General features: G+C 40.3%; 27 protein-coding genes, 1 tRNA gene and 2 pseudogenes. 21 read left to right on the forward strand and 9 right to left on the reverse strand.

What is annotated here, in order from left to right; genetic code table 11:
- Positions 1-121: 121 nt before the first annotated feature.
- Positions 122-451 (reverse strand): hypothetical protein, encoded by a 330-nt coding sequence (locus O3650_RS00435; RefSeq protein ID WP_060805711.1) that lies wholly within the window; start codon positions 449-451, stop codon positions 122-124.
- 163 nt (positions 452-614) lie between these two features.
- Between O3650_RS00435 and O3650_RS00440 the strand changes: the two genes are divergently transcribed.
- From O3650_RS00440 to O3650_RS00470, 7 genes are all read left to right on the forward strand, one after another.
- Positions 615-1,157: a DUF177 domain-containing protein gene (locus O3650_RS00440; protein WP_153193334.1), complete on the forward strand. Its 543-nt coding sequence runs from the start codon at positions 615-617 to the stop codon at positions 1,155-1,157.
- Positions 1,157-1,786 (forward strand): endonuclease III, encoded by a 630-nt coding sequence (gene nth, locus O3650_RS00445; protein WP_153193336.1) that lies wholly within the window; start codon positions 1,157-1,159, stop codon positions 1,784-1,786. Before O3650_RS00440 ends, nth begins: the two co-directional genes overlap by 1 nt.
- Positions 1,787-2,007: 221 nt before the next feature.
- Positions 2,008-2,529 (forward strand): bifunctional pyr operon transcriptional regulator/uracil phosphoribosyltransferase PyrR, encoded by a 522-nt coding sequence (pyrR, locus tag O3650_RS00450; RefSeq protein ID WP_004257972.1) that lies wholly within the window; start codon positions 2,008-2,010, stop codon positions 2,527-2,529.
- Positions 2,530-2,547: 18 nt separating this feature from the next.
- Positions 2,548-3,471, forward strand: a complete 924-nt coding sequence (locus O3650_RS00455) for an aspartate carbamoyltransferase catalytic subunit (protein ID WP_261140456.1) — start codon at positions 2,548-2,550, stop codon at positions 3,469-3,471.
- 49 nt (positions 3,472-3,520) lie between these two features.
- Positions 3,521-4,600 (forward strand): carbamoyl phosphate synthase small subunit, encoded by a 1,080-nt coding sequence (locus O3650_RS00460; RefSeq protein WP_077805018.1) that lies wholly within the window; start codon positions 3,521-3,523, stop codon positions 4,598-4,600.
- Between the two features lie 201 nt (positions 4,601-4,801).
- Positions 4,802-7,978: a carbamoyl-phosphate synthase large subunit gene (gene carB, locus O3650_RS00465; RefSeq protein WP_261071644.1), complete on the forward strand. Its 3,177-nt coding sequence runs from the start codon at positions 4,802-4,804 to the stop codon at positions 7,976-7,978.
- A 302-nt stretch (positions 7,979-8,280) separates the two neighbouring features.
- Positions 8,281-9,198 carry a bifunctional riboflavin kinase/FAD synthetase gene (locus O3650_RS00470; RefSeq protein WP_050261572.1) on the forward strand — a complete coding sequence of 306 codons (918 nt, stop codon included), beginning with the start codon at positions 8,281-8,283 and terminating at the stop codon, positions 9,196-9,198.
- A gap of 87 nt (positions 9,199-9,285) precedes the next feature.
- Here O3650_RS00470 and O3650_RS00475 read toward each other — a convergent pair whose 3' ends face one another.
- The gene (locus tag O3650_RS00475) at positions 9,286-10,134 is read right to left on the reverse strand and encodes a YitT family protein (protein ID WP_101782020.1); all 849 of its coding nucleotides are present in this window, start codon (positions 10,132-10,134) and stop codon (positions 9,286-9,288) included.
- 141 nt (positions 10,135-10,275) lie between these two features.
- Between O3650_RS00475 and O3650_RS00480 the strand changes: the two genes are divergently transcribed.
- The 7 genes from O3650_RS00480 to O3650_RS00510 all read left to right on the forward strand — a co-directional run bounded on the left by O3650_RS00480 (position 10,276) and on the right by O3650_RS00510 (position 16,995).
- Entirely contained in the window at positions 10,276-11,115 is an 840-nt protein-coding gene (locus O3650_RS00480) for a DegV family protein (RefSeq protein ID WP_261071616.1), read from the forward strand.
- 107 nt (positions 11,116-11,222) lie between these two features.
- Positions 11,223-11,498, forward strand: a complete 276-nt coding sequence (locus O3650_RS00485; RefSeq protein ID WP_001284642.1) for an HU family DNA-binding protein — start codon at positions 11,223-11,225, stop codon at positions 11,496-11,498.
- Between the two features lie 547 nt (positions 11,499-12,045).
- Positions 12,046-13,221: an A/G-specific adenine glycosylase gene (gene mutY, locus O3650_RS00490; RefSeq protein ID WP_371491298.1), complete on the forward strand. Its 1,176-nt coding sequence runs from the start codon at positions 12,046-12,048 to the stop codon at positions 13,219-13,221.
- Positions 13,222-13,276: 55 nt separating this feature from the next.
- On the forward strand, positions 13,277-13,984 hold the full coding sequence (gene yycF, locus O3650_RS00495) for a response regulator YycF (protein WP_000722071.1): 708 nt from the start codon (positions 13,277-13,279) through the stop codon (positions 13,982-13,984).
- Positions 13,977-15,326, forward strand: coding sequence for a cell wall metabolism sensor histidine kinase VicK (vicK, locus tag O3650_RS00500; protein ID WP_261083172.1), 1,350 nt, complete (start codon positions 13,977-13,979; stop codon positions 15,324-15,326). Before yycF ends, vicK begins: the two co-directional genes overlap by 8 nt.
- A gap of 1 nt (position 15,327) precedes the next feature.
- Complete coding sequence (locus O3650_RS00505) at positions 15,328-16,137, forward strand: MBL fold metallo-hydrolase (protein WP_000004961.1); 810 nt, start codon at positions 15,328-15,330, stop codon at positions 16,135-16,137.
- Between the two features lie 84 nt (positions 16,138-16,221).
- Complete coding sequence (locus O3650_RS00510) at positions 16,222-16,995, forward strand: potassium channel family protein (RefSeq protein ID WP_203176280.1); 774 nt, start codon at positions 16,222-16,224, stop codon at positions 16,993-16,995.
- Between the two features lie 109 nt (positions 16,996-17,104).
- Here O3650_RS00510 and O3650_RS00515 read toward each other — a convergent pair whose 3' ends face one another.
- A complete protein-coding gene (locus O3650_RS00515) occupies positions 17,105-17,404 on the reverse strand; it encodes a YbaB/EbfC family nucleoid-associated protein (protein WP_203176279.1) in 300 nt (99 codons plus the stop codon).
- A gap of 185 nt (positions 17,405-17,589) precedes the next feature.
- Between O3650_RS00515 and O3650_RS00520 the strand changes: the two are divergent.
- Positions 17,590-18,034: pseudogene (locus O3650_RS00520) on the forward strand (imelysin family protein); the annotation flags it as partial.
- Between the two features lie 153 nt (positions 18,035-18,187).
- Here O3650_RS00520 and O3650_RS00525 read toward each other — a convergent pair.
- From O3650_RS00525 to O3650_RS00540, 4 genes and pseudogenes are all read right to left on the reverse strand, one after another.
- Positions 18,188-18,487 (reverse strand): annotated as a pseudogene (locus O3650_RS00525) (type II toxin-antitoxin system RelE/ParE family toxin).
- Entirely contained in the window at positions 18,477-18,761 is a 285-nt protein-coding gene (locus O3650_RS00530) for a type II toxin-antitoxin system RelB/DinJ family antitoxin (protein WP_203176278.1), read from the reverse strand. Before O3650_RS00530 ends, O3650_RS00525 begins: the two are co-directional and overlap by 11 nt.
- Positions 18,762-18,888: 127 nt before the next feature.
- On the reverse strand, positions 18,889-19,131 hold the full coding sequence (locus O3650_RS00535) for a type B 50S ribosomal protein L31 (protein ID WP_000710764.1): 243 nt from the start codon (positions 19,129-19,131) through the stop codon (positions 18,889-18,891).
- A 95-nt stretch (positions 19,132-19,226) separates the two neighbouring features.
- Positions 19,227-20,162, reverse strand: coding sequence for a bifunctional oligoribonuclease/PAP phosphatase NrnA (locus tag O3650_RS00540; protein WP_261029295.1), 936 nt, complete (start codon positions 20,160-20,162; stop codon positions 19,227-19,229).
- 103 nt (positions 20,163-20,265) lie between these two features.
- Here O3650_RS00540 and O3650_RS00545 point away from each other — a divergent pair, with 103 nt between their 5' ends.
- The 6 genes from O3650_RS00545 to O3650_RS00570 all read left to right on the forward strand — a co-directional run bounded on the left by O3650_RS00545 (position 20,266) and on the right by O3650_RS00570 (position 22,364).
- Positions 20,266-20,709, forward strand: a complete 444-nt coding sequence (locus tag O3650_RS00545) for a flavodoxin (RefSeq protein WP_001162128.1) — start codon at positions 20,266-20,268, stop codon at positions 20,707-20,709.
- Between the two features lie 115 nt (positions 20,710-20,824).
- Complete coding sequence (locus O3650_RS00550) at positions 20,825-21,091, forward strand: chorismate mutase (protein WP_371491302.1); 267 nt, start codon at positions 20,825-20,827, stop codon at positions 21,089-21,091.
- Positions 21,088-21,462 (forward strand): fluoride efflux transporter CrcB, encoded by a 375-nt coding sequence (crcB, locus tag O3650_RS00555; protein ID WP_371491304.1) that lies wholly within the window; start codon positions 21,088-21,090, stop codon positions 21,460-21,462. Before O3650_RS00550 ends, crcB (O3650_RS00555) begins: the two co-directional genes overlap by 4 nt.
- Positions 21,456-21,785: a fluoride efflux transporter CrcB gene (gene crcB, locus O3650_RS00560; RefSeq protein ID WP_371491306.1), complete on the forward strand. Its 330-nt coding sequence runs from the start codon at positions 21,456-21,458 to the stop codon at positions 21,783-21,785. Before crcB (O3650_RS00555) ends, crcB (O3650_RS00560) begins: the two co-directional genes overlap by 7 nt.
- A gap of 118 nt (positions 21,786-21,903) precedes the next feature.
- Positions 21,904-22,251 (forward strand): 50S ribosomal protein L19, encoded by a 348-nt coding sequence (rplS, locus tag O3650_RS00565; RefSeq protein ID WP_001068669.1) that lies wholly within the window; start codon positions 21,904-21,906, stop codon positions 22,249-22,251.
- Between the two features lie 41 nt (positions 22,252-22,292).
- A tRNA-Arg gene (locus tag O3650_RS00570) sits at positions 22,293-22,364 on the forward strand.
- Between the two features lie 54 nt (positions 22,365-22,418).
- Here O3650_RS00570 and yidA read toward each other — a convergent pair.
- Both yidA and O3650_RS00580 read right to left on the reverse strand, forming a co-directional pair.
- On the reverse strand, positions 22,419-23,225 hold the full coding sequence (yidA, locus tag O3650_RS00575; RefSeq protein ID WP_371491307.1) for a sugar-phosphatase: 807 nt from the start codon (positions 23,223-23,225) through the stop codon (positions 22,419-22,421).
- Positions 23,226-23,237: 12 nt separating this feature from the next.
- A complete protein-coding gene (locus tag O3650_RS00580; RefSeq protein WP_371491309.1) occupies positions 23,238-24,542 on the reverse strand; it encodes an HD domain-containing protein in 1,305 nt (434 codons plus the stop codon).
- Positions 24,543-24,556 lie beyond the last annotated feature (14 nt).

The raw sequence follows: 24,556 nt of genomic DNA on the forward strand, positions 1-24,556 counted from the left end.
AAATAAAGGTTCTTTATTTGATAGACTTAGTTGTTCATGTCTCCCTTACCTCCGAGTATTAGTATCTTTATACTATACCTTTAAGGAAATTTTGTCAACAGAAAACTGGAAATTCCAAGTTCTAAAATCCAAAAACAGGTCCATAAAGAGTCAGTACGTGTTTGACATGCTCGTAATGGAATTTGTCGTAGTTTCGCCAAGCAATGCGTGCTTGGTCGTTCAGTTTTAGGCTACCGAGGCCTATCAGAAGACTGGTACGTTGGTAAAATTTCTCAAGGTCGATTAAGATACTGTTGTTCAACTTTTCCGCTTTTTTGAGCTCTTGCAGAGTAGTATTTAGCAGCTCTTGCAGTCGAATATCATCTGCCGTACCTTGTTTACAGTTTTGGTAGCTTTTATTTAACTCGGATAGGAGTTGGGTTGCATTTGTAATGAGTTCTTTGTCTTCCATAGGGGCATCATCCTTGCTATCATGTATTCTTGCCTATAGTATAGCACCAAAAAATATAGTGATAAATATATTAAAAAAATCGAATTTTAATTACAAAGTTTGGTGGGCTGATTTGTAGCCTTTTCATGGTATAATCAAGAGAGTAAATCTTTATGGAGGAAGTATGAAATTAAATATTCAAGAAATTCGTAAGCAGTCTGAAGGCTTGCATTTTGAACAAACCTTAGACCTAGCCGCAGACCTGCATGCACGTAATCAAGAAATTTTAGATGTAAAAGATATCTTTGCAGTTGGGAAAGTACAGTACGAAGACCGTATGTATTTCTTAGATTATCAACTATCTTATACCATTGTTCTTGCTTCAAGTCGCAGTATGGAGCCAGTTGAGTTAGTTGAATCTTATCCAGTAACGGAAGTTTTCATGGAAGGCGCAACCAACCAGCTAGATCAGGAAGTTTTAGATGATGATTTGGTCTTGCCTATCGAAAATGGAGAACTTGACCTTGCTGAGAGCGTGTCAGACAATATCCTACTAAACATTCCTATCAAGGTCTTGACGGCTGAAGAAGAAGCTGGTCAAGGATTTGTGTCAGGAAATGACTGGCAAATCATGACTGAGGAAGAATACCAAGCTCAACAAGCAGTTAAGAAAGAAGAAAACAGTCCTTTTGCTGGCTTACAAGGACTATTTGATGGAGACGAATAATGGTCTTGTCAAAAAAACGTGCACGAAAGGTGCTGGAAGAAATCATTGCTCTGTTTCCAGCTGCCAAGCCAAGTCTTGATTTTACCAATCATTTTGAACTCTTGGTTGCGGTCATGTTGTCAGCCCAGACGACAGATGCAGCGGTAAATAAGGCCACACCAGGTCTCTTTGCTGCCTTTCCAACGCCACAAGCCATGTCTGTAGCGACAGAGAGTGAGATTGCTTCACACATTTCTCGCCTGGGACTGTATCGGAATAAGGCTAAATTCCTTAAAAAATGTGCCCAACAGTTACTAGACGATTTTGATGGTCAAGTCCCTCAAACACGAGAGGAATTGGAGAGTTTGGCAGGTGTTGGTCGCAAGACAGCCAATGTTGTCATGAGTGTGGGCTTTGGAATTCCAGCCTTTGCAGTAGACACTCATGTAGAGCGTATTTGCAAACACCATGATATTGTCAAAAAATCAGCGACACCACTTGAGGTGGAAAAACGCGTCATGGATATCTTGCCACCGGAGCAGTGGTTAGCTGCCCATCAGGCCATGATTTATTTTGGAAGAGCTATTTGTCATCCTAAAAATCCAGAGTGTGACCAGTATCCACAGTTATATGACTTTAGCAATTTATAAGCAATTTATAAGATGGGGTTTCAAAAGTTTTTGCTTGATTTTAAGCATGCTTTGTGCTATAGTATTTGATAACTAAATATTCCTTTAAACCTGTCCCGTGAGGCAGGCAAGGAGCGCGATAAAGTAGAAGGGCGAAGTCTATACTGTTTGCAGTAGGGCTAGCTTAGCTATACATTTCAAGTCTCCTTGTTTAAGGAGACTTTTCTTTTTGGAGGTTTGTCATGAAGGCAAAAGAAGTTGTAGACGAATTGACCGTCAAACGAGCGATTACGCGTATTACTTATGAGATTATCGAACGCAACAAAGATTTGAATAAAATTGTCTTGGCTGGTATTAAAACTCGTGGTGTCTTTATCGCCCACCGTATCCAAGAACGTTTGGAGCAGCTAGAAAATCTTTCAGTTCCTGTTGTGGAATTGGATACCAAACCTTTCCGTGATGATGTTAAAAGTGGAGAAGATACTTCTTTGGTTTCTGTTGATGTGACAGACCGTGAAGTTATTTTGGTGGACGATGTGCTCTATACAGGCCGCACTATCCGTGCTGCTATTGATAATATTGTAGGTCATGGTCGTCCTGCGCGCGTGAGTTTAGCAGTTCTAGTCGATCGTGGACATAGAGAATTGCCAATCCGCCCAGATTACGTTGGAAAAAATATCCCAACCAGTCGTTCTGAAGAAATCATCGTAGAGATGACAGAACTTGATGGCCAAGACAGAGTTCTGATTACTGAAGAAGCTTAGAAAGCTAAAGGAGTAGCCATGTCAGAAAATCAACAAGCATTGAACCATGTGGTGTCCATGGAAGACCTCACTGTCGATCAAGTCATGAAATTGATCAAGCGAGGAATTGAGTTTAAAAACGGAGCTCAGCTTCCCTATGAAGACCATCCGATTGTTTCCAATCTTTTCTTTGAGGATTCTACACGGACGCATAAGTCCTTTGAAGTGGCAGAGATTAAACTGGGGCTGGAACGACTGGACTTTGATGTGAAGACTAGTTCAGTTAATAAAGGGGAGACACTTTATGATACCATCCTGACTTTGTCTGCTTTAGGAGTTGACGTCTGTGTGATTCGCCACCCAGAGGTTGACTACTATAGAGAGTTGATTGCTAGTCCGACGATCACGACTTCCATCATCAATGGTGGAGATGGTTCAGGTCAACATCCTAGCCAGAGCTTGCTTGATTTGATGACTATTTATGAGGAATTTGGTCACTTTGAAGGTCTCAAGGTTGCTATTGCAGGCGACTTAGACCACTCACGCGTTGCCAAATCCAATATGCAGATTTTGAAACGCTTGGGAGCTGAACTTTATTTTGCTGGACCTGAGGAATGGAGAAGTCAAGAGTTTGCAGACTATGGACAGTTTGTAACTATTGATGAAATTATTGATCAGGTGGATGTCATGATGTTTCTTCGTGTGCAACATGAACGCCATGATAGTGGTGCAGTCTTTTCAAAAGAAGACTACCATGCTCAACATGGCTTAACACAAGAACGTTACGAGCGCTTGAAAGAAACAGCAATCATTATGCATCCGGCTCCAGTCAACCGTGATGTAGAAATCGCAGATCACTTGGTTGAAGCACCAAAATCACGGATTGTCCAACAAATGACCAATGGTGTCTATGTTCGAATGGCAATCTTAGAATCCGTACTGGCGAGTAGAAACGCCAACTAAAACACAAGACGTTAAAAGACGCCAGTGAGCGTCCACGAGAGGTGAAAATATGACAAAAAGACTTCTAGTATTAGAAGATGGAACAATTTTTGAAGGCAAGGCCTTCGGAGCAGATATCGATGTAACAGGTGAAATTGTCTTTAATACAGGTATGACCGGCTACCAAGAATCCATTACAGACCAGTCTTATAATGGACAAATCTTGACCTTTACCTATCCTTTGGTAGGAAATTATGGAATTAACCGTGATGATTACGAATCCATTATTCCAACTTGTAAGGGAGTCGTTGTTTTCGAAGAAGCGCGTCGAGCAAGCAACTGGCGAAATCAAATGACGCTGGATGAATTTTTGAAAGCCAAGAAAATTCCTGGTATTTCAGGAATTGATACGCGTGCACTTACCAAGATTATCCGTAAGCATGGTACCATGCGTGCAACCTTGACCCATGTTGGGGACAGCATGGACCATGTGACTGACCAGCTCCAAGCAACAGTCTTGCCGACAGACAATATCAAGCAGGTTTCTACTAAAACATCCTATCCAGCTCCAGGAGTTGGTTTGAGTGTTGTCTTAGTGGACTTTGGTCTCAAGCACTCAATTCTACGTGAACTTTCTAAGCGTAACTGTAACGTGACGGTTGTTCCTTATTCGACAACGGCTGAAGAAATTCTCCATCTCAATCCTGACGGAGTTATGTTGTCAAATGGTCCAGGTAACCCAGAAGATGTTCCACAGGCACTGGATATGATTCGCGGTGTACAAGGAAAAATTCCAATCTTTGGTATTTGTATGGGGCATCAACTCTTTGCAATGGCAAATGGTGCTAAGACTTACAAGATGAAGTTTGGTCATCGTGGCTTTAACCATGCGGTACGGGAGATTGCTACAGGCCGTGTAGACTTCACCAGTCAGAATCATGGTTATGCAGTTAGCCGTGAGGATTTGCCAGAACACTTGATTATCACCCACGAAGAAATCAATGACAAGTCAGTTGAAGGTGTGCGTCACAGATACCAACCTGCTTTCTCTGTTCAATACCATCCAGATGCAGCCCCTGGTCCACACGACGCAAGCTACCTATTTGATGAGTTTATCGAGATGATGGAAGCTTTTAAACAATCAAACTAAGAACGAGTAAAAGCTCGTCGGAGAATTTATTTAATGTCGCCCTGAGAGGCGACGAATAGAAAGGAGAAGGGTGCTCCGTATTTGCTGAACTGAATACGGGCTACGGACGGTGCTAAAAAGATAGTTATTCCTAGAACTGACAGTTCTTCGTCATAACTCCTATTTTAGCTTTGTCCGCTTGACGCCCTTAATATCTTATATATGCCTAAACGTACTGATATTCAAAAAATTATGGTGATTGGTTCTGGTCCGATTATTATTGGTCAGGCTGCTGAGTTTGACTACGCTGGGACCCAGGCTTGCTTGTCGTTGAAAGAGGAAGGTTATGAGGTTGTTTTGGTTAACTCAAACCCTGCAACTATCATGACGGACAAGGAAATTGCGGACAAGGTTTATATTGAACCAATTACACTTGAGTTTGTGACTCGTATTCTTCGTAAGGAACGTCCAGATGCCTTGCTACCAACACTCGGTGGTCAGACAGGTCTTAACATGGCCATGGAATTGTCTAAAAATGGTATCCTCGATGAGCTTGGTGTTGAACTTCTGGGTACTAAATTATCTGCCATTGACCAAGCAGAGGACCGTGACCTCTTTAAACAATTGATGGAAGAGCTCAACCAACCTATTCCTGAATCTGAAATTGTTAATACAGTAGAAGAATCAGTTGCCTTTGCAGCAACAATTGGCTACCCAGTCATCGTTCGTCCAGCCTTTACCCTTGGTGGTACTGGTGGTGGTATGTGTGCCAACGAGGAAGAATTGCGTGAAATCGCTGAAAATGGTTTGAAATTGTCACCTGTTACCCAATGTTTGATTGAGCGTTCGATTGCCGGTTTCAAGGAAATTGAGTACGAAGTGATGCGTGACTCAGCTGACAATGCTTTGGTTGTTTGTAACATGGAAAACTTTGACCCAGTTGGGATTCACACAGGGGATTCCATCGTATTTGCCCCTGCGCAAACCATGTCAGACTATGAAAACCAAATGCTACGTGACGCGAGCTTGAGCATCATTCGTGCCCTTAAGATTGAAGGGGGATGTAACGTTCAGTTGGCCCTTGATCCCCACAGCTTCAAGTACTATGTCATCGAAGTAAACCCTCGTGTATCGCGTTCGTCAGCCCTTGCTTCTAAGGCGACAGGGTATCCAATCGCTAAATTGGCTGCCAAGATTGCCGTCGGTTTGACCTTGGACGAGGTTATAAACCCAGTCACTGGTTCAACCTATGCCATGTTTGAACCTGCCCTTGACTACGTGGTTGCCAAGATTCCGCGTTTCCCATTTGACAAGTTTGAAAAAGGGGAGCGTCGTCTGGGTACACAAATGAAGGCGACTGGAGAAGTCATGGCGATTGGCCGTAACATCGAAGAGTCACTTCTTAAAGCTTGTCGTTCACTTGAAATTGGCGTTCACCACAATGAAATGCCTGAGCTTGCAGCAGTTTCTGATGATGCCTTGATTGAAAAGGTTGTCAAGGCTCAAGATGACCGTCTCTTCTATGTATCAGAAGCCATTCGTCGTGGCTACACACCAGAAGAAATTGCAGAGCTTACAAAAATCGATATCTTTTATCTCGATAAACTCCTACATATCTTTGAAATTGAGCAAGAATTGGGTGCCCATCCACAAGATTTAGAAGTTTTGAAAACTGCCAAACTCAATGGCTTCTCAGATCGTAAGGTTGCTGAACTATGGGAAACGACAGCTGACCAAGTTCGCCAGCTTCGTTTGGAAAACAAGATTGTCCCAGTCTATAAGATGGTCGATACTTGTGCGGCAGAATTTGACTCTGAGACACCATATTTCTATTCAACTTATGGTTGGGAAAATGAATCTATCAAGTCTGATAAGGAATCCGTTCTAGTTCTAGGTTCTGGTCCAATCCGTATCGGGCAAGGGGTTGAGTTTGACTATGCAACAGTTCACTCTGTTAAGGCTATCCAGGCGGCTGGCTATGAGGCCATCATCATGAACTCAAACCCAGAGACCGTTTCAACAGACTTTTCTGTATCTGACAAGCTTTACTTTGAACCATTGACATTCGAAGATGTTATGAATGTTATTGACTTGGAGCAACCAAAAGGGGTTATCGTTCAGTTCGGTGGTCAAACAGCTATCAACCTTGCGGAGCCATTGGCAAAATCAGGTGTGACCATCCTTGGTACACAGGTCGCTGACCTAGACCGTGCCGAAGACCGTGACCTCTTTGAACAAGCCCTCAAAGATTTGGATATTCCACAACCACCAGGACAAACGGCTACAAATGAAGAAGAAGCAGTTCTTGCAGCTCGCAAGATTGGCTTCCCAGTCCTCGTTCGCCCATCTTATGTACTTGGTGGACGTGCCATGGAAATTGTTGAAAATGAGGAAGACCTTCGTTCTTACATGCGTACAGCGGTTAAGGCTAGTCCTGACCATCCAGTCCTTGTTGACTCTTATATCGTTGGAAAAGAGTGTGAAGTTGATGCCATCTCAGACGGGGAAAATGTTCTCATCCCTGGTATCATGGAGCATATCGAACGTGCCGGTGTCCACTCAGGTGACTCAATGGCCGTTTACCCACCACAAACCTTGTCGCAAAAGGTGCAAGAAACAATCGCAGACTATACTAAACGCCTAGCAATCGGTCTTAACTGCCTTGGAATGATGAACATCCAGTTTGTTATCAAGGATGAAAAAGTCTACGTTATTGAGGTCAATCCACGTGCCAGCCGTACGGTTCCATTTCTTTCTAAAGTGACCAATATCCCTATGGCTCAAGTAGCAACCAAGCTCATTCTTGGTCAAAAACTTGAAGAACTTGGCTACCAAGATGGACTTTACCCTGAAAGCACCCGCGTTCATATCAAGGCACCTGTCTTCTCCTTTACCAAACTAGCTAAGGTAGACAGCTTACTTGGTCCTGAAATGAAGTCAACAGGGGAAGTTATGGGTTCTGATACGACTTTGGAAAAAGCTCTCTATAAGGCCTTTGAAGCTTCTTACCTCCACTTGCCAACTTTTGGAAATGTTGTATTTACTATTGCTGATGATGCCAAAGAAGAAGCCTTGGACTTAGCTCGTCGTTTCCAAAATATTGGCTATGGAATTCTCGCGACAGAAGGGACAGCAGCCTTCTTTGCTAGTCATGGATTGCAAGCCCAACCTGTTGGTAAGATTGGTGATGACGATAAGGATATTCCAAGTTTTGTTCGCAAAGGAAGAATTCAAGCTATCATTAACGCAGTAGGAACCAAACGAACTGCTGACGAAGATGGAGAGCAAATCCGCCGTTCAGCCATTGAACACGGGGTGCCCCTCTTCACAGCCCTAGATACAGCTAATGCCATGCTTAAGGTACTTGAAAGTCGTAGTTTTGTTACAGAAGCAATCTAGTTTAGAAAAGTTTTTCACAATTTAAAAGCCAGCGTCAGAAAACGCTGGCTTTTGCGATATTAGTGCAGGCTATTCAACTATCAGTTCTTCACTCAAGGATGATGATGAATTGTGATACGATAAGAATAAATTGAGAATGGCTTATGATGTTAATCGTTCCCCTTTTTTGTAATTCTAGTATATCAGAGTCAATATATATTTGTATGGTACTCCCTTTTGCAAAAATGGCTATTTCAGGTTAAAAAAACGACATTTTAGATTTTCTGTTCCAGAAAAAGCTATCGCTATGATATAATTATTTTATGATTATTACTATTCCTATAAAAAACCAAAAAGATATTGGTACACCATCTGATTCAGTCGTTGTTCTCGGCTATTTTGATGGTATACACAAGGGGCATCAAGAATTATTTCGCATTGCCAATAAGGCTGCGAGAAAAGATTTATTACCTATCGTCGTTATGACCTTTAATGAATCTCCAAAGATTGCTTTAGAGCCTTATCATCCTGATCTGTTTTTACATATTTTGAACCCTGCTGAACGTGAGAGGAAATTAAAGCGTGAAGGCGTAGAAGAATTATATCTCCTTGATTTTAGTAGTCAATTCGCTAGTCTCACGGCAGAAGAATTTTTTGCAACTTATATCAAGGCTATGAATGCCAAAATTATTGTTGCAGGTTTTGATTATACATTTGGTTCTGACCAAAAAACGGCAGAAGACTTAAAGGATTACTTTGATGGAGAAGTCATTATCGTTCCACCTGTAGAAGATGAGAAAGGAAAGATTAGTTCAACTCGTATCCGTCAAGCAATTTTAGATGGAAATGTGAAAGAAGCAGGAGAACTTTTGGGGGCACCGCTTCCATCAAGAGGTATGGTGGTTCATGGCAATGCTCGTGGTCGTACTATTGGTTATCCAACAGCTAATTTGGTGCTTTTAGATCGTACTTATATGCCAGCAGATGGCGTTTATGTCGTTGATGTTGAGATTCAAAGACAGAAGTATCGTGCTATGGCTAGTGTCGGGAAAAATGTGACCTTTGATGGAGAAGAAGCACGTTTTGAAGTCAATATTTTTGATTTTAATCAAGATATTTATGGGGAAACCGTCATGGTTTATTGGCTTGATCGTATTCGAGACATGACTAAATTTGATTCAGTTGACCAATTAGTGGATCAGTTAAAGGCTGATGAAGAAGTTGCTCGGAATTGGTCTTAAGAGTTTGGGTAATTAAAAAAGAGGTTGTTTGTAACCCAAAAGATAGATGAATAAGTCTAACTTTTGAGGTCACTACACTACCTCTTTTTATTCTTTTTCAAAGGTGAATCCTTCTCCAAGGATTTCATGGGCTTCCGTAATGGTTATAAAGGCTTGAGGATCGATTCGATGAATCATTTCCTTCATTTTCACAATCTCATTTCTACCGACAATACAGTAGATAATCTTCAAATCTTTTTGACTATAGTAGCCTTGACCAGAAATAAAAGTAACGCCTCTTCCTAGATCATCATTAATCGCTTTAGCAAGTTGGTCAGGACGTTTTGTGATAATCATAAAGCCTTTACCAGCATAGCCACCTTCTCCAATCAAATCAATGACACGAGAAACGATAAAATCAAATAAGAGCGTGTAAGAAACCAATCTCAAGTCCTTGAAGATTAGGAGAATGAGCATGAGAATACAAAAATCTAAGATAAAGAGCAGTTTTCCCATTGATATATGAGTGTATTTATTGAGAATACGAGCTAGAATATCAGTACCACCAGTTGTACCTCCAGCATTAAATATAATTCCAAGACCGATTCCCAATAGAATTCCCGCTATAAGAGCTGTGATTAGTAAATCACCTTGAAGGTCAATATGAAGGGGAATACGCTCGAAAAAAGCCAACCAGGCAGACAAGGCTAAGGTTCCGAGCAAACTAGAATAGAGGGATTTTGCTCCAAATATTTTCCAAGCTAGGATGAAAAGGGGAATGTTAATCAGCAAGTTCATGAGCGAAACAGGGATTTTAAAAAGATAAAAGGTGATGAGGGTAATACCTGTCGCCCCTCCTTCAAAGAGATGACGGGGAACTACAAAATAAGTCAGTCCAAAAGCATAAATAGCAGCACCTAGTAAAATGGTTAAAATGGGGTAAATTTTTTTAATCATAGGACACCTCTTTTCTTATAAGTTGATTATATCAAATTTTTACGGAAAATTTGATTGACTCCATTAGGATTTTTAATCTTTTTTTGATATAATTAGAAGTAAGAAAACCAATCTGAATCCTAAAATAGAAAGATTGATACTATGACAAAAATTAAGATTGTAACCGATTCATCTGTTACTATTGAACCAGAACTAGTAAAACAATTAGATATTACAATTGTTCCATTATCTGTAATGATTGATAATGTTGTTTATTCTGATGCGGATTTGAAAGAGGAAGGTAAATTTCTTCAGTTGATGCAAGCAAGTAAGAATCTTCCTAAGACAAGTCAACCTCCTGTAGGTGTCTTTGCTGAAGTTTTTGAAGACCTATGCAAAGATGGTAGCCAGATTCTTGCTATTCATATGTCCCATGCTCTTTCGGGGACTGTAGAAGCAGCACGCCAAGGTGCCAGCCTATCTACTGCCGACGTGACAGTTATCGATAGTTCCTTTACTGACCAAGCCTTGAAATTCCAAGTTGTTGAGGCTGCGAAATTAGCACAAGAAAGCAAAGATATGGCGGAAATTTTATCTCACGTTGAAGAGGTAAAAAACCATACGGAGCTCTATATTGGTGTTTCTACTCTAGAAAATCTAGTAAAAGGTGGACGAATTGGCCGTGTAACTGGATTGTTGAGCTCACTTCTCAATATCCGTGTTGTCATGCAAATGAAAGACCATGAATTGCAGCCAATTGTTAAAGGTCGTGGAGCTAAAACCTTTAAAAAATGGTTAGATGAGTTGACAACATCTCTCTCTGAACGTTCTGTAGCAGAGATTGGAATTTCATATTCTGGTAATGCTGACTGGGCAAAAGAGATGAAAGAAAGTTTACAAACCTATGTTGAAAAACCAATTTCTGTTTTAGAAACCGGTTCTATTATTCAGACTCATACAGGTGAGAATGCGTGGGCTATTTTGGTACGTTACCATTCCTAAAAAAATAAAGAAAATGCGAATAAACAGCGTTTTTAACTTGACCTATAAGGGATTTTAGGATATGATTATATTTGTTAATTAGAAATTAATTTGGAGGAATCATTAACATGGCAAACAAACAAGATTTGATCGCTAAAGTAGCAGAAGCTACAGAATTGACTAAGAAAGACTCAGCAGCAGCAGTTGAAGCTGTATTTTCAGCAGTAGCTGACTACCTTGCAGCTGGTGAAAAAGTTCAATTGATCGGTTTTGGTAACTTTGAAGTTCGTGAGCGTGCTGCACGTAAAGGTCGCAACCCACAAACTGGTAAAGAAATCACAATTGCAGCTTCTAAAGTTCCAGCATTCAAAGCTGGTAAAGCTCTTAAAGACGCTGTTAAATAATTAGTCTTTAAAAAGCCTATTGTATCAAGCTTTCTAGCTTGGTCAGTAGGCTTTTTTTGTGTCTAGGGGGCAAAAAGGGGGCAAAACATTATTTTTCCTTTGTTACTTGTTTTAGGATGATATCAATCTGTGTTTTCATTATTTTATAAGAGAGATGAGTTTTTATTGTTTATCCGTAGGATGATCGACTATTTTAAATAATACTGTATTTCTAGCTTATACTCTTCGAAAATCTCTTCAAACCACGTCAGCTTCACCTTGGATTATATAATATGTGACTGACTTCGTCAGTCTTATCTACAACCTCAAAGCAGTGCTTTGAGCAACCTGTGGCTAGCTTCCTAGTTTGCTCTTTGATTTTCATTGAGTATTATTTGTCTCAAAATCAAACCTTGAAAGTGGATAATAACCTTCTCCGATACTTTATTGATTTTCAGTTGAAGTCATATCAAATATTTAAGTAGAAAGAAAAGTTATATACTATCTATTGAAAATATTATAAATCAGATAAAAAGACAGGTGAAACCTTCTGTGTTATACTAGAGATATGTTAGATTTGAAAGAATACGGTATCGTCATGTGGCCGGAGGAGAAGATTAGGTCTTTCCGTGAGAACCTTCTCGCTTGGTATGATGAAAATAAAAGAGATTTACCCTGGCGTAGAAGTAACAATCCTTATCATATCTGGGTATCTGAAATTATGCTCCAGCAGACCAGAGTGGATACGGTTATCCCCTACTACGAACGATTCTTGGACTGGTTTCCGACAGTGGAAAGTTTGGCGAATGCTCCTGAAGAGCGTTTGTTGAAGGCTTGGGAAGGTTTGGGATATTATTCTCGAGTACGCAATATGCAGTCTGCAGCCCAGCAGATTATGACTGACTTTGGTGGCCGATTTCCAAACACCTATGAAGGAATTTCTAGTTTGAAAGGGATTGGACCTTACACAGCAGGAGCCATTTCCAGTATTGCTTTTAACTTGCCTGAGCCAGCTGTAGATGGCAATGTCATGCGAGTTTTGGCTCGTCTGTTTGAAGTCAATCAGGATATTGGCATTCCAAGTAATCGCAAAATTTTTCAGGTAATGATGGAAATCTTGATTGATCCAGAACGTCCGGGTGATTTTAATCAAGCCTTGATGGACTTAGGGTCTGATATTGAGGCTCCTGTAAATCCTAGGCCAGAAGAGAGCCCAGTCAAGGACTTTAGTGCGGCATATCAGAATGGAAGCATGGACCGTTATCCAATCAAGGCTCCCAAGAAAAAGCCAGTTCCCATTTATCTTAAAGCCTTGGTGGTCAAAAATACTCAGGGGCAATTTTTACTTGAAAAAAATGAAAGCGAAAAGTTGTTAGCAGGATTTTGGCATTTTCCCTTGATAGAAGTAGATGAGTTTCCGCAAGACGAGCAGTTTGACCTATTTCATCAGGTTGCAGAAGAAATTGTCAATTTTGGCCCCAGTCCAGAGGAGAGTTTCCAGCAGGACTATGACCTAGAAGTTGATTGGCTTGATGGTTGTTTTGAGACTGTTAATCATGTCTTTAGTCATCGTAAATGGCATGTTCAAATTGTAGCAGGTCAGGTGAGTGATTTCCATGATTTTTCAGATAGGGAAGTTCGCTGGCTTTCACCAGAAGAGTTCAAGGATGTTCCACTTGCCAAACCCCAACAAAAAATCTGGCAGACTTATGCACAAGCCAACTTAGACAGTAGCAAAGACTAGCTATTGTGTCTTCTTGCTATTTTTTTGGTATAATAGTAGAGAAAAAGGTGAACATATGAAAAAAATATTAATTGTAGATGATGAAAAACCAATCTCAGATATTATCAAGTTTAATATGACCAAGGAAGGTTACGAAGTTGTAACTGCTTTTAATGGTCGTGAAGCGCTAGAGCAATTTGAAGCAGAGCAACCAGATATTATTATTTTGGATTTGATGCTTCCAGAAATTGATGGTTTAGAAGTTGCTAAGACTATTCGCAAGACAAGTAGTGTACCTATTATCATGCTTTCAGCTAAAGACAGCGAATTTGATAAGGTTATTGGTTTAGAGCTTGGGGCGGATGACTATGTAACCAAACCCTTCTCAAATCGTGAGTTGCAGGCGCGTGTTAAAGCTCTTCTTCGTCGCACGGACTTGGCTTCTGTAGATAATCAAGAATCAGATGAAAATAAAACTCAACCCTTGCAAATTGGGGACTTGGAGATTGTTCCAGATGCCTATGTTGCTAAGAAATACGGTGAAGAACTAGACTTAACTCACCGTGAATTTGAGCTTTTGTATCACTTGGCTTCTCATATCGGTCAAGTAATTACGCGTGAACACTTGCTTGAAACGGTCTGGGGGTATGATTATTTCGGAGATGTTCGAACAGTTGACGTAACCATCAGACGTTTGCGTGAGAAGATAGAAGATACACCAAGTCGTCCTGAATATATCCTAACACGTCGCGGTGTTGGTTATTATATGAGAAATAATGATTAAACTAATTAAAGATACAGTTTTAACCAGTGATTTTATCTTTATCCTCATTCTACTTGGCTTTATTTTAGTAGTGACCTTACTTTTGCTAGAAAATCGTCGGGATAATATTCGGTTGAAGCAAATCAATCAAAAAGTTAAGGACCTGATTGCAGGAGATTATTCTCAGGTATTGGATATGCAGGGAAGCTCTGAAATCACTAATATTACCAATAATCTCAATGATTTATCAGAAGTAATTCGTTTAACCCAAGAAAATCTGGAACAAGAGAGTAAACGATTGCATAGCATCCTATCTTACATGACGGATGGAGTCCTTGCGACCAATCGTCGCGGTAAGATTACCATGATTAATGACATGGCTAAGAAACAGCTAGGTGTTCAGAAAGAAGATGTTCTCAACAAAAGTATTCTGGAATTGCTTAAGATTGAAGATGAGTATGAACTTCGTGATTTGATTACCCAAATTCCTGAACTCATGATTGATTCTCAGGATGCTAATGGTGAGTATCTGAGCCTCCGTGTTCGCTTTGCCTTGATTCGTCGAGAGTCTGGCTTTATTTCGGGTTTGGTTGCTGTTTTGCATGATACGACGGAGCAGGAAAAGGAGGAACGCGAACGGAGACTCTTTGTTTCCAATGTTAGCCATGAGTTACGGACCCCCTTAACCAGTGTTAAATCCTATCTTGAAGCCTTGGATGAGGGAGCTTTGTGTGAAACCGTAGCACCAGACTTTATCAAGGTATCTCTAGATGAAACCAACCGTATGATGCGAATGGTGACGGATCTCCTCCATCTCTCACGGATTGATAATGCGACCAGTCACCTAGATGTGGAACTGATTAACTTTACTGCCTTTATTACTTTTATCCTCAACCGTTTTGATCAGATAAGAGGGCAGGATGAAGAGAAAAAATATGATTTGGTAAGGGATTATCCAATTACCTCTGTCTGGATTGAAATTGATACAGATAAGATGACACAGGTGATTGATAATATTCTTAACAATGCCATCAAGTATTCGCCAGATGGTGGGAAAATTACAGTGACCATGAAGACAACTGATGATCAGATGATTTTATCCATCTCAGACCAAGGTTTGGGTATTCCTAAGCAGGATTTACCACGCATCTTTGACCGTTTTTATCGTGTGGATCGCGCTAGAAGTCGTGCCCAAGGTGGAACAGGTCTGGGACTGTCTATTGCCAAAGAAATTATCAAACAGCATAATGGCTTTATTTGGGCCAAGAGTGAACACGGTAAGGGATCAACTTTCACAATTGTGCTCCCTTATGATAAGGATGCAGTGAAAGAAGAAGTATGGGAGGATGAAGTAGAAGACTAGAATGAGTGAAACAGGCTTTAAATACAGTATTTTAGCGTCGGGTTCCAGTGGAAATTCCTTTTATCTGGAAACTCCAAAAAAGAAGCTTTTAGTGGATGCAGGCTTGTCTGGCAAGAAAATTACCAGTCTCCTTGCTGAAATTAATCGCAAACCAGAAGATCTGGATGCTATTTTGATTACGCATGAGCATTCAGACCATATCCATGGAGTGGGTGTTTTGGCTCGCAAGTATGGTATGGATTTGTATGCCAATGAAAAGACTTGGCAGGCTATGGAAAATAGCAAGTATCTTGGCAAGGTAGATTCTTCACAAAAGCATATCTTTGAAATGGGCAAAACCAAAACCTTTGGAGATATCGATATCGAGAGTTTTGGTGTGAGTCATGATGCAGTCGCACCGCAGTTCTATCGCTTTATGAAGGATGATAAGAGTTTTGTCCTTTTGACAGATACTGGTTATGTTAGTGACCGTATGGCAGGGATTGTCGAAAATGCAGATGGCTATCTTATCGAGTCCAACCATGATGTAGAGATTTTACGAGCAGGTTCCTATGCTTGGCGACTCAAACAACGAATCCTATCTGATCTCGGTCACCTTTCTAACGAGGACGGTGCTGAAGCCATGATTCGGACGCTAGGAAATCGCACTAAGAAAATCTATCTTGGTCACTTGTCTAAGGAAAACAATATCAAGGAGCTGGCTCACATGACCATGGTCAACCAGCTAGCACAAGCTGATCTGGGAGTTGGAGTAGACTTTAAGGTTTATGATACCTCACCAGATACCGCAACACCATTGACAGATATATAAAAAAGAAGGCGAGGGCCTTCTTTTTTATAAATTAGTAGATATTTGTTGTGGTATAATGTTCAAAAATGGTATAGGAGAAATAGCGTGAAAAGAAAATGGTTATTTAAGGATTACTATGACACATCAATTATCATACTTGCGTTGATATCTGTTGTTCTAGTCTTGCTTGGATTTGCTGAGATGGTCGATTTGGACAATCCTCCGTACAACATTATTGATTTACTACTTTGGGGTGTTTTTGTGGTAGATTATGGATGGCGGTTCTTTTTAAGTAAAGAGAAATGGCGATTCATAATTGAAAATATCTTTGATCTGCTAGCTATCCTGCCTTTAAATGCTATTTTTACAGTGTTTCGATTAGGACGTATCTTTCGCCTAGCAAGACTGACAAAATTACTGAAACTGACTCGTTTACTTAGAATAATTGGACTTACAGGTAAATTAGAAAGAAAAATTAGTAGATTCTTACGGACAAATGGCCTGATTTATATCTTGTATGTTAATATCTTTATCGTGCTAGTAGGAAGTTCAATTTTATCTGTAGTTGAAGAAAAATCATTCTCAGATAGTCTTTGGTGGGCTCTTGTGACAGTAACCACTGTTGGTTATGGTGATATTGTTCCAGTTTCCCTTTTTGGGAAATGGATAGCTGTTTTATTAATGTTGGTAGGGATTAGTACAATAGGAATGTTAACAAGTACCTTAACGAATTTTTTTGTAAAGGAGAATCCAGATGAACAGATACAATTTGATAAACTCCAAGATGAATTATCTAGTCAGAGAATATTAATAGAGAAACAATCTGAAAAGATAGAAGAACTACATCGAATGATAAAAGACTTAGTTGAAAAAATATAATAAAGGTGAGACAAAACTTGATTCGAGGAGAAATCAAGTAAGTCTTGACACAATAAAACGCATAATATCAAGGTCTGGCACCTTACATTATGCGTTTTTGTGATTTTTATTAGAATGGCAATTTCCCGGCGAAAGCACCTAATTTTTTCTTGGTCGTTTCATCGATTTGTTCAAGAGCTGAGTTGATGGCTTGAACGGTCATATCAGAAAGGGTTTCGAGGTCTTCTGGGTCAACGACAGCTGGATTGAAGTTAATGCTGACAACTTTCTTATCGCCAGTTAAGGTCGCTTGGACAAGATCTTGAGCAGATTTGCCAACAAATTGCATAGCTGCAAGTTCAGCTTGACTTTGTTCCATTTGTTTTTGAAGTTTTTGTGCTTGGCGCATCATGTTTTGCATGTTCATCATGTTGATTTACAGTTTCCTTTTATCTTATTTTCTTTCTTATTTTATCAATTTTGAGGTTAAAAGTCTATTGTTAGTATAAATCCCCCAACATTAAATTTTCTGAAAATTTATTAAAAAATGAGTGAAAACATGATAAAATAAAACGTAAAATTAATTCAGGTTTCCTGAACCGATAGGAGTAAACAATGAAAAAACTAGGTTTTGTCCTTTTATCTTCAGCCTTGCTATTGACAAGCTTGTGCTGTTAGGTTTGAAAAATCAGCAGATACAACCGATTCATCTAAGGTTACAGCCTTGTATGAAGACAAGTAGAAAATGCTTGATAAGGCCACTGCTGACTATAAGACTTTTGTGCAAGAGCAAATCGATAAACTTTTGACAGATACGGAAGGCTTTGTCAAACTGTTGAAAGAAGGTAAGTTAGAAGAAGCCAAGAAGGTCTATTCATTGATTCGTATGTCTTATGAGCGTTCAGAACCAATCGCTGAGAGTTTTGGTGAGTCAGATGTCAAGATTGACTTCCGTTTGGCAGACTATATGGACGAAAACAAGACCGAGAAAGGTTGGTCAGGATTCCACCGTATCGAGCGTATCCTTTGGGAAGACAATACAACTAAAGGAACTGAAAATCAAGATAAGGAAGAGTAAATCTGCACTAATAAAAAAACTTTGTACTCTAGAAAACATCTCGTGGCTAGCTAGAGTGCAAAGTTTTTTTGTTTTCTAGTTAAAATGAAGACTGTATTCTTTATAATCACAAGGCTATTAAGGGAGCAGTTGACATCAAAATGATGATTTTGAGTTTTTATTATTTTTGCTTTGTAGCAAGGTAATATAGTCGCTTTTGGTGTGGAATAAGTGGGAAAGAAAAACAGTTCTTTGAGTTTGATCGATAAAGTAAAGCAAGATATACTGCCCGATAATTTTTCCTCATGTGGGGTACTTACTTTTGATTTTAAGTTCGATTTTTTTCATCTGCATCAAAGCCAGCTTCAGGAAAGCTTTCTAAAATTTTTAAGCCGTCAATAATTTTGGCCACAGTATTTTTATCACCTCAGTCGAAATAATTACTTTATAAGCCATATCGTAGCCTCATATCATCTAAGGAAGTTCCTTGTCCGGATTCATATTCTCTTAAGGCGCGTTCAGATTGGGCTTGTAGTTCCTGAATTAATCGCTCACGGTGTAAATCTTCTGCAGATTTTATTGGCAAATCCTGTTCGAGTACAATCTGCTCGATAAAAAGACTAATAGTATCAGTCATAGTCATTCCTTTTTCCTTAATGATAGCTCTAGCTTGTTCCATTGATGATTCATTGATTTTAAAATTGTATTGCTTAGTAAGTGATGTCGTCATGGTATACCTCCAATCTATGCTATATATAACTAGTATATATCTTTTCTATTTTTTTGAGTTTGGAACATGAAAACAGCAGTTAATTTCAAGAAACAAAAAAAGAACAGCCGAAGCTGTCTTTTTATCATTATTTGAGACCGTATTTTTTGTTGAAACGATCCACGCGTCCATCTGCTTGAGTGAACTTTTGACGTCCAGTGTAGAATGGGTGTGAGTCTGATGAAATTTCCACACGGATCAATGGGTAAGTTTCGCCTTCGAACTCAACTGTTTCGTTAGAGCGTTTTGTTGAACCGCTAAGGAATTGGTAACCAGTAGTTGTGTCCATGAAGACAACTGGGCGATATTCTGGATGGATATCTTTTTTCATTTTGCAATATTTCCTTTCTGCCATGGTCTCTTTGCGAGCCATAGATTGTTACCATACTAGTCTATCAGATTCTGAAAAGTTTGGCAAGTATTTTATCAGTTTTTAAGCAAGTTTTTTAACTTTTGGTAGATGATTTCGTTTTCCTCTAGACTATAGGAATTAGCACCACTTGCTAGAGGGTGACCTCCACCATCATGTTCCTTGGCGATTTCATTGATAGGATGGATTTTACTGCGTAAGCGAACTCGGTAGTGGCCATCAGCCTGCTCCACAAAAATTCCCCAGAGACTGACGCTGTCAATACGTCCAGGTGCACCGACAATGGCTGCAGTTTCAGCATCGGTAACATTGAATTGTTTCAAGACTTCTTGACTCAGGATAACGCGCGCTGCACCATTTTCATCCACTTCCAGATGGTCGTAAATGTAGCCTTGAAGTTTAGCAATTTTGTAGCTCATAGTGTCCATTTTGCGGGTGAGAGCCGCAAAGTCAAAGTTCTGTTCTCTCAAATAAGCAGCCAGGCGAAGAGTCCGTGCAGTCGTAGAAGGATAAAGGAAGCGACCTGTATCACCGACAATTCCTGCAAAGAGCAACTCAGCAGCGCGATCTGACAAGGCCAGTTGAGTTGTTTGGGCAAATAGGGTAATCATCTCACTAGCGCTACTTGAACTAGTATCCACCCAAGATAGGTCACCATATACATCATCATTTGGATGGTGGTCAATTTTAATGAGAAAATCACCTTGACTATAGCGTTTATCATCGATACGAGCAGTATTAGCCGTATCACAGACGATGACAAGTGCTCCCTGGTAGGTACTATCTTCAACAAGATCCATTTCAGCCATCCAAGTAAGAGTTGGTTCATCAAAACCAACTGCTTTGATAGTTTTTTCTGGGAAATGATGTTTGAGAAGAGCTTTCAATCCCACCTGACTTCCCAAGGCATCAGGGTCTGGTTTCATATGACGGTGAATGATAATCGTGTCGTATTCTTTAATTTTTTCTAAAATTTGATGGCAAATGTCCATAAATAACCTCAATTCTTTCTCATTTCATTGTAGCACAAGAATTTTTATTTTTAAAATGAAAAAGATGTGATATAATGGAGAAAGATAAATTGAGGAGGACGATATGGCATTAGCAAAAATTGTATTTGCCAGTATGACCGGTAATACCGAAGAAATTGCAGATATTGTAGCAGACAAATTACGTGACTTGGGCTTGGATGTCGATGTTGATGAATGTACAACTGTTGACGCTTCAGACTTCTTGGAAGCAGACATCGCTATCGTTGCGACCTATACTTATGGTGATGGAGAATTGCCAGATGAGATGATGGACTTCTACGAAGACCTAGCAGATCTCAACTTGAATGGCAAAATCTACGGAGTGGTCGGCTCAGGAGATACCTTCTACGATGAATTCTGTAAGGCTGTTGATGACTTTGACCGTGTCTTTGTGTCAACAGGAGCAGAAAAAGGTTCAGAGTGTGTTAAAGTTGATCTTTCTGCCGAGGAAGAAGACATTGAACGCTTAGAACAATTCGCAGAAGAATTGGCTGCTAAAGTAGGATAAGCATAAAAGTGCGCTGATGTAATCAATCAGTGCATTTTTCTTATCGTGAGTTGAGATTTTACTAGCCTATTTGGTGGCTTTTTGATACAATAATTCAAATAAAGGAGGAGATTGTATGGATTTAGATATTATTCGTCAAGAAATTGATCAAATCGACGAGCAAATTGTCAAACTGTTAGAAGAAAGAATGCATTTGGTTGAGGAGGTAGTTGCTTATAAGAAAGCATCAGGTAAACCGATTTTAGATACTAAGAGAGAAGCGGTTATTTTTGAAAAGGTTAGAAGTCGTGTAGAGGACAAGCGCTATCAGGAAACTATTGTCGCAACTTTTTCTGACATACTCAAACGTTCGCGTGATTATCAGGATCAAAACATCAAATGAAAAAAGAACAATTTTATCCGCTAGGAATTTTTCTAGCTGCCATGGTGGGCGGACTTGTCCGCTATCTAGTTTCCACTTGGTTACCAGCCAGTCCAGATTTTCCTTGGGGCACTCTCTTTGTCAACTATCTGGGCATTTTCTGCTTGGTTTATCTGGTAAAAGGCTATCTGGTCTACAAGGGTACTAGTAAAGGCTTGATTTTAGCGCTGGGGACGGGTTTTTGTGGAGGTTTGACAACCTTTTCTAGTCTAATGCTTGATGCTGTGAAACTGCTTGATACAGGGCGTTATCTTAGTTTGGTCCTGTATTTGCTTTTGAGCATCGGTGGAGGCCTGCTCTTGGCTTACTATTTAGGGAGGAAGAAATGGTAATCATTTATCTTGCAATTGCTTGTGGCTGCGGAGCCTTAGTACGGTATTTCTTTTCCCGCTATAATCAAGCTTCTAAATTGCCCCTCGGAACGCTTATAGCCAATCTTTTAGGTTGTTTTTTGATTGGATTATTCTATAATCATGTGGAATATAAGGAAGCCTATGCTATACTAGCGACAGGATTTTGTGGAGGTTTGACGACTTTTTCGACCTTGAATGACGAACTCCAAAGGTTGTTAAGCGATAAGAAGGTATTTTATTCTTATTTAGCTTTGACCTACCTAGGTGGTTTAGTTGCGATTTTTTTAGGAATTCTGTTGTAAATTTCTTTACTTTTTTGTGGAAATTTGGTAAACTGTATCTTGTGTGTAATGGACGCACAAAAATACAGTTTATCCGCTGAGGAAGATTCCTCAAGATTGACAAAGATAGGAGAATAAAATGAATCCATTAATCCAAAGCTTGACTGAAGGTCAACTTCGTACAGATATCCCATCATTCCGTCCTGGTGACACTGTTCGTGTACACGCGAAAGTTGTCGAAGGTAACCGTGAACGTATCCAGATTTTTGAAGGTGTTGTTATCGCACGTAAAGGTGCTGGCATCTCAGAAAACTATACAGTTCGTAAAATCTCTAACGGTGTAGGTGTTGAGCGTATCTTCCCAATCCACACTCCACGTGTTGAAAAAATCGAAGTTGTTCGTTACGGTAAAGTACGTCGTGCGAAATTGTACTACTTGCGTGCTCTTCAAGGTAAAGCAGCTCGTATCAAAGAAATCCGTCGTTAATTCGACTAAAAAACTCTGCTTTTCAGCAGAGTTTTTATCTAGCTCCCTTAGTTCAATGGATATAACAACTCCCTCCTAAGGAGTAGTTGCAGGTTCGATTCCTGCAGGGGGCAGTAATTAGATATCAAAAACCGCTCAGCTGAGCGGTTTTCGTATATTCTTTCCTTTTACAGTACCCAGGTACGGATAGCATGGGCAACGCCGGATTCATCATTTGTTTTAGTGATGTATTTGGCGATTTTTTTGATTTCTGGATTTCCGTTTTCCATGACAACGGGATTGCCAACGACTTCCAGCATGGCACGGTCATTTTCTTCGTCTCCGATAGCCATAGTTTCATCTTTGGTTAATCCTAGTTTTTCAGCTAGGTGAGTGATAGCTGAACCTTTGTCAACATTCTTTTTAAGGAGTTCGAGGTAGAAAGGAGCGGATTTGTTGATAGAGTAGCGTTCGTAAAATTCGGCTGGAATCTTTTCAATGGCAGCGTCGAGAATCTCTGGCTCATCGATGAACATACACTTGACAATTTCCTTGTCAGCCATTTCTTCAGGGGTGCGGTAGAAGATGGGCATGCTGACGAGGGTTGATTCGTGCACTGTGTATTTTCCGATATTGCGATTGGCAGTGTAGATACCGTCCTTGGTAATGGCGTGCATGTGGACACCGAGCTTACGACTGAGGAATTCCATATCCAGATAATCCTCATAGGTCAAGGATTCGCTGATAATCTCATGACCTGTAGCAGTTTCTTGGACAAGGGCACCGTTGAAGGTTACAACATAGTCACCCTCGTCTCTCAACAGCAAGTCGTCCAGAAGTTTGGCAACACCTGCGATGGGGCGGCCAGTTGCAATGACGACTTTGACACCAGCTTCTTTGGCATCTTGGATGGCAGAAAAGACTTCAGGAGTGATTTCCTTTTGGCTGTTGACTAGGGTTCCGTCGATATCGACGGCGATTAGTTTAATACTCATAAATTTCCTCTTCTAGTTTTTATTTGGGGTAAAATGATCGTTCTCAATCAAGTGTAAAAATTGCTGGGTGATACTTGCGAAGATGCTGTTTTGATCCAACATTTCTTTAGGGAAATAGAAACGATTATCTCCGTGGCGACTGCCAGCAAGGGATTGGACGATAGGAGACAGGCTAGAGAGTTCGGCCAGTTCTCCATTTTTTTGTAAAATCTCAATCTGTGTCCGAGGATTTTCAGATTCGGGACGATAGATATCATAAGGAAGGTCAAAGTTCTTATGAATGGCAGTATAGTAGTCGGGATCAAAGCCAATGTCCTCAACCAATTTTCTCATGCTGGCGAGTTGGTCTTGGTCTTCTTGTGAAAAGGTAATAGATTTAAAGACCTTGCGGTTGACAAAGCGTTGCGACAAGTCTGCGAGAATCTTGTCAGGACTGGTCATCCAGAGCTGGAAGTAGGTATTCATCACGCCATCATCCAGAGCCAGATAGTCAGACAAGGTCACATTTTTTTCAAAGAAAGGCAAGAGATGTGGAGAAGTTCGTGTAAAGAAGTCCTTGTCCTCAGGATAGAGTTCCTTGGCGCGCTTGAGAAGATTCTGTAGGAGAACTTCCATAGCGCGTGTTGCGGGGTGGAAATAAACTTGCATATACATCTGGTAACGACTGAGGACGTAGTCTTCGATGGCGTGCATGCCATTGCGCTGAAAGGCGATACCATTTGCGACAGGACGAATGACTCGGAGGATGCGAGTCAGGTCAAATTCTCCATAAGATGCTCCTGTAAAATAGGAGTCGCGCAAGAGATAGTCCATGCGGTCTGCATCAATCTGACTAGAAATGAGTTGCACAACCTGCTTGTTAGGGTAGGTATGGTCGATGACACTGGATACCTTTTCTGGAAAATCTGGTGCCACTTGTAGCAGGACTTGGTGAATCTCCGTTTCAGGACTTTGGATAATCTCCTGAGTAATGGCTTCATGGTCTGTATCAAAGAGATGTTCAAAAGTATGGGAGTAGGCACCATGTCCAAGGTCATGTAGGAGAGCAGCTGTCATTGTCAAGAGAGACTCGGCAGGATTCCATTCCTCAGGATATTTTTCTTCAAAAATCTCTGTGATACGTCGTGCAATTTCATAGACTCCTAGACAGTGGGAGAAGCGGCTGTGCTCCCCCCCGTGGAAAGTATAACTGGAAGTTCCCAGTTGTTTGATACGACGCAAACGCTGAAATTCTTTTGTATTAATCAAGTCATAGATGATTTGATTATTGACATGGATGTAGTTGTGAACTGGGTCACGGAATACTTTTTCGTTCATATGACCATTATAGC

Source organism: Streptococcus sp. 20925_1_24, from assembly GCF_041432335.1.
Classification (GTDB): domain Bacteria; phylum Bacillota; class Bacilli; order Lactobacillales; family Streptococcaceae; genus Streptococcus; species Streptococcus mitis_BM.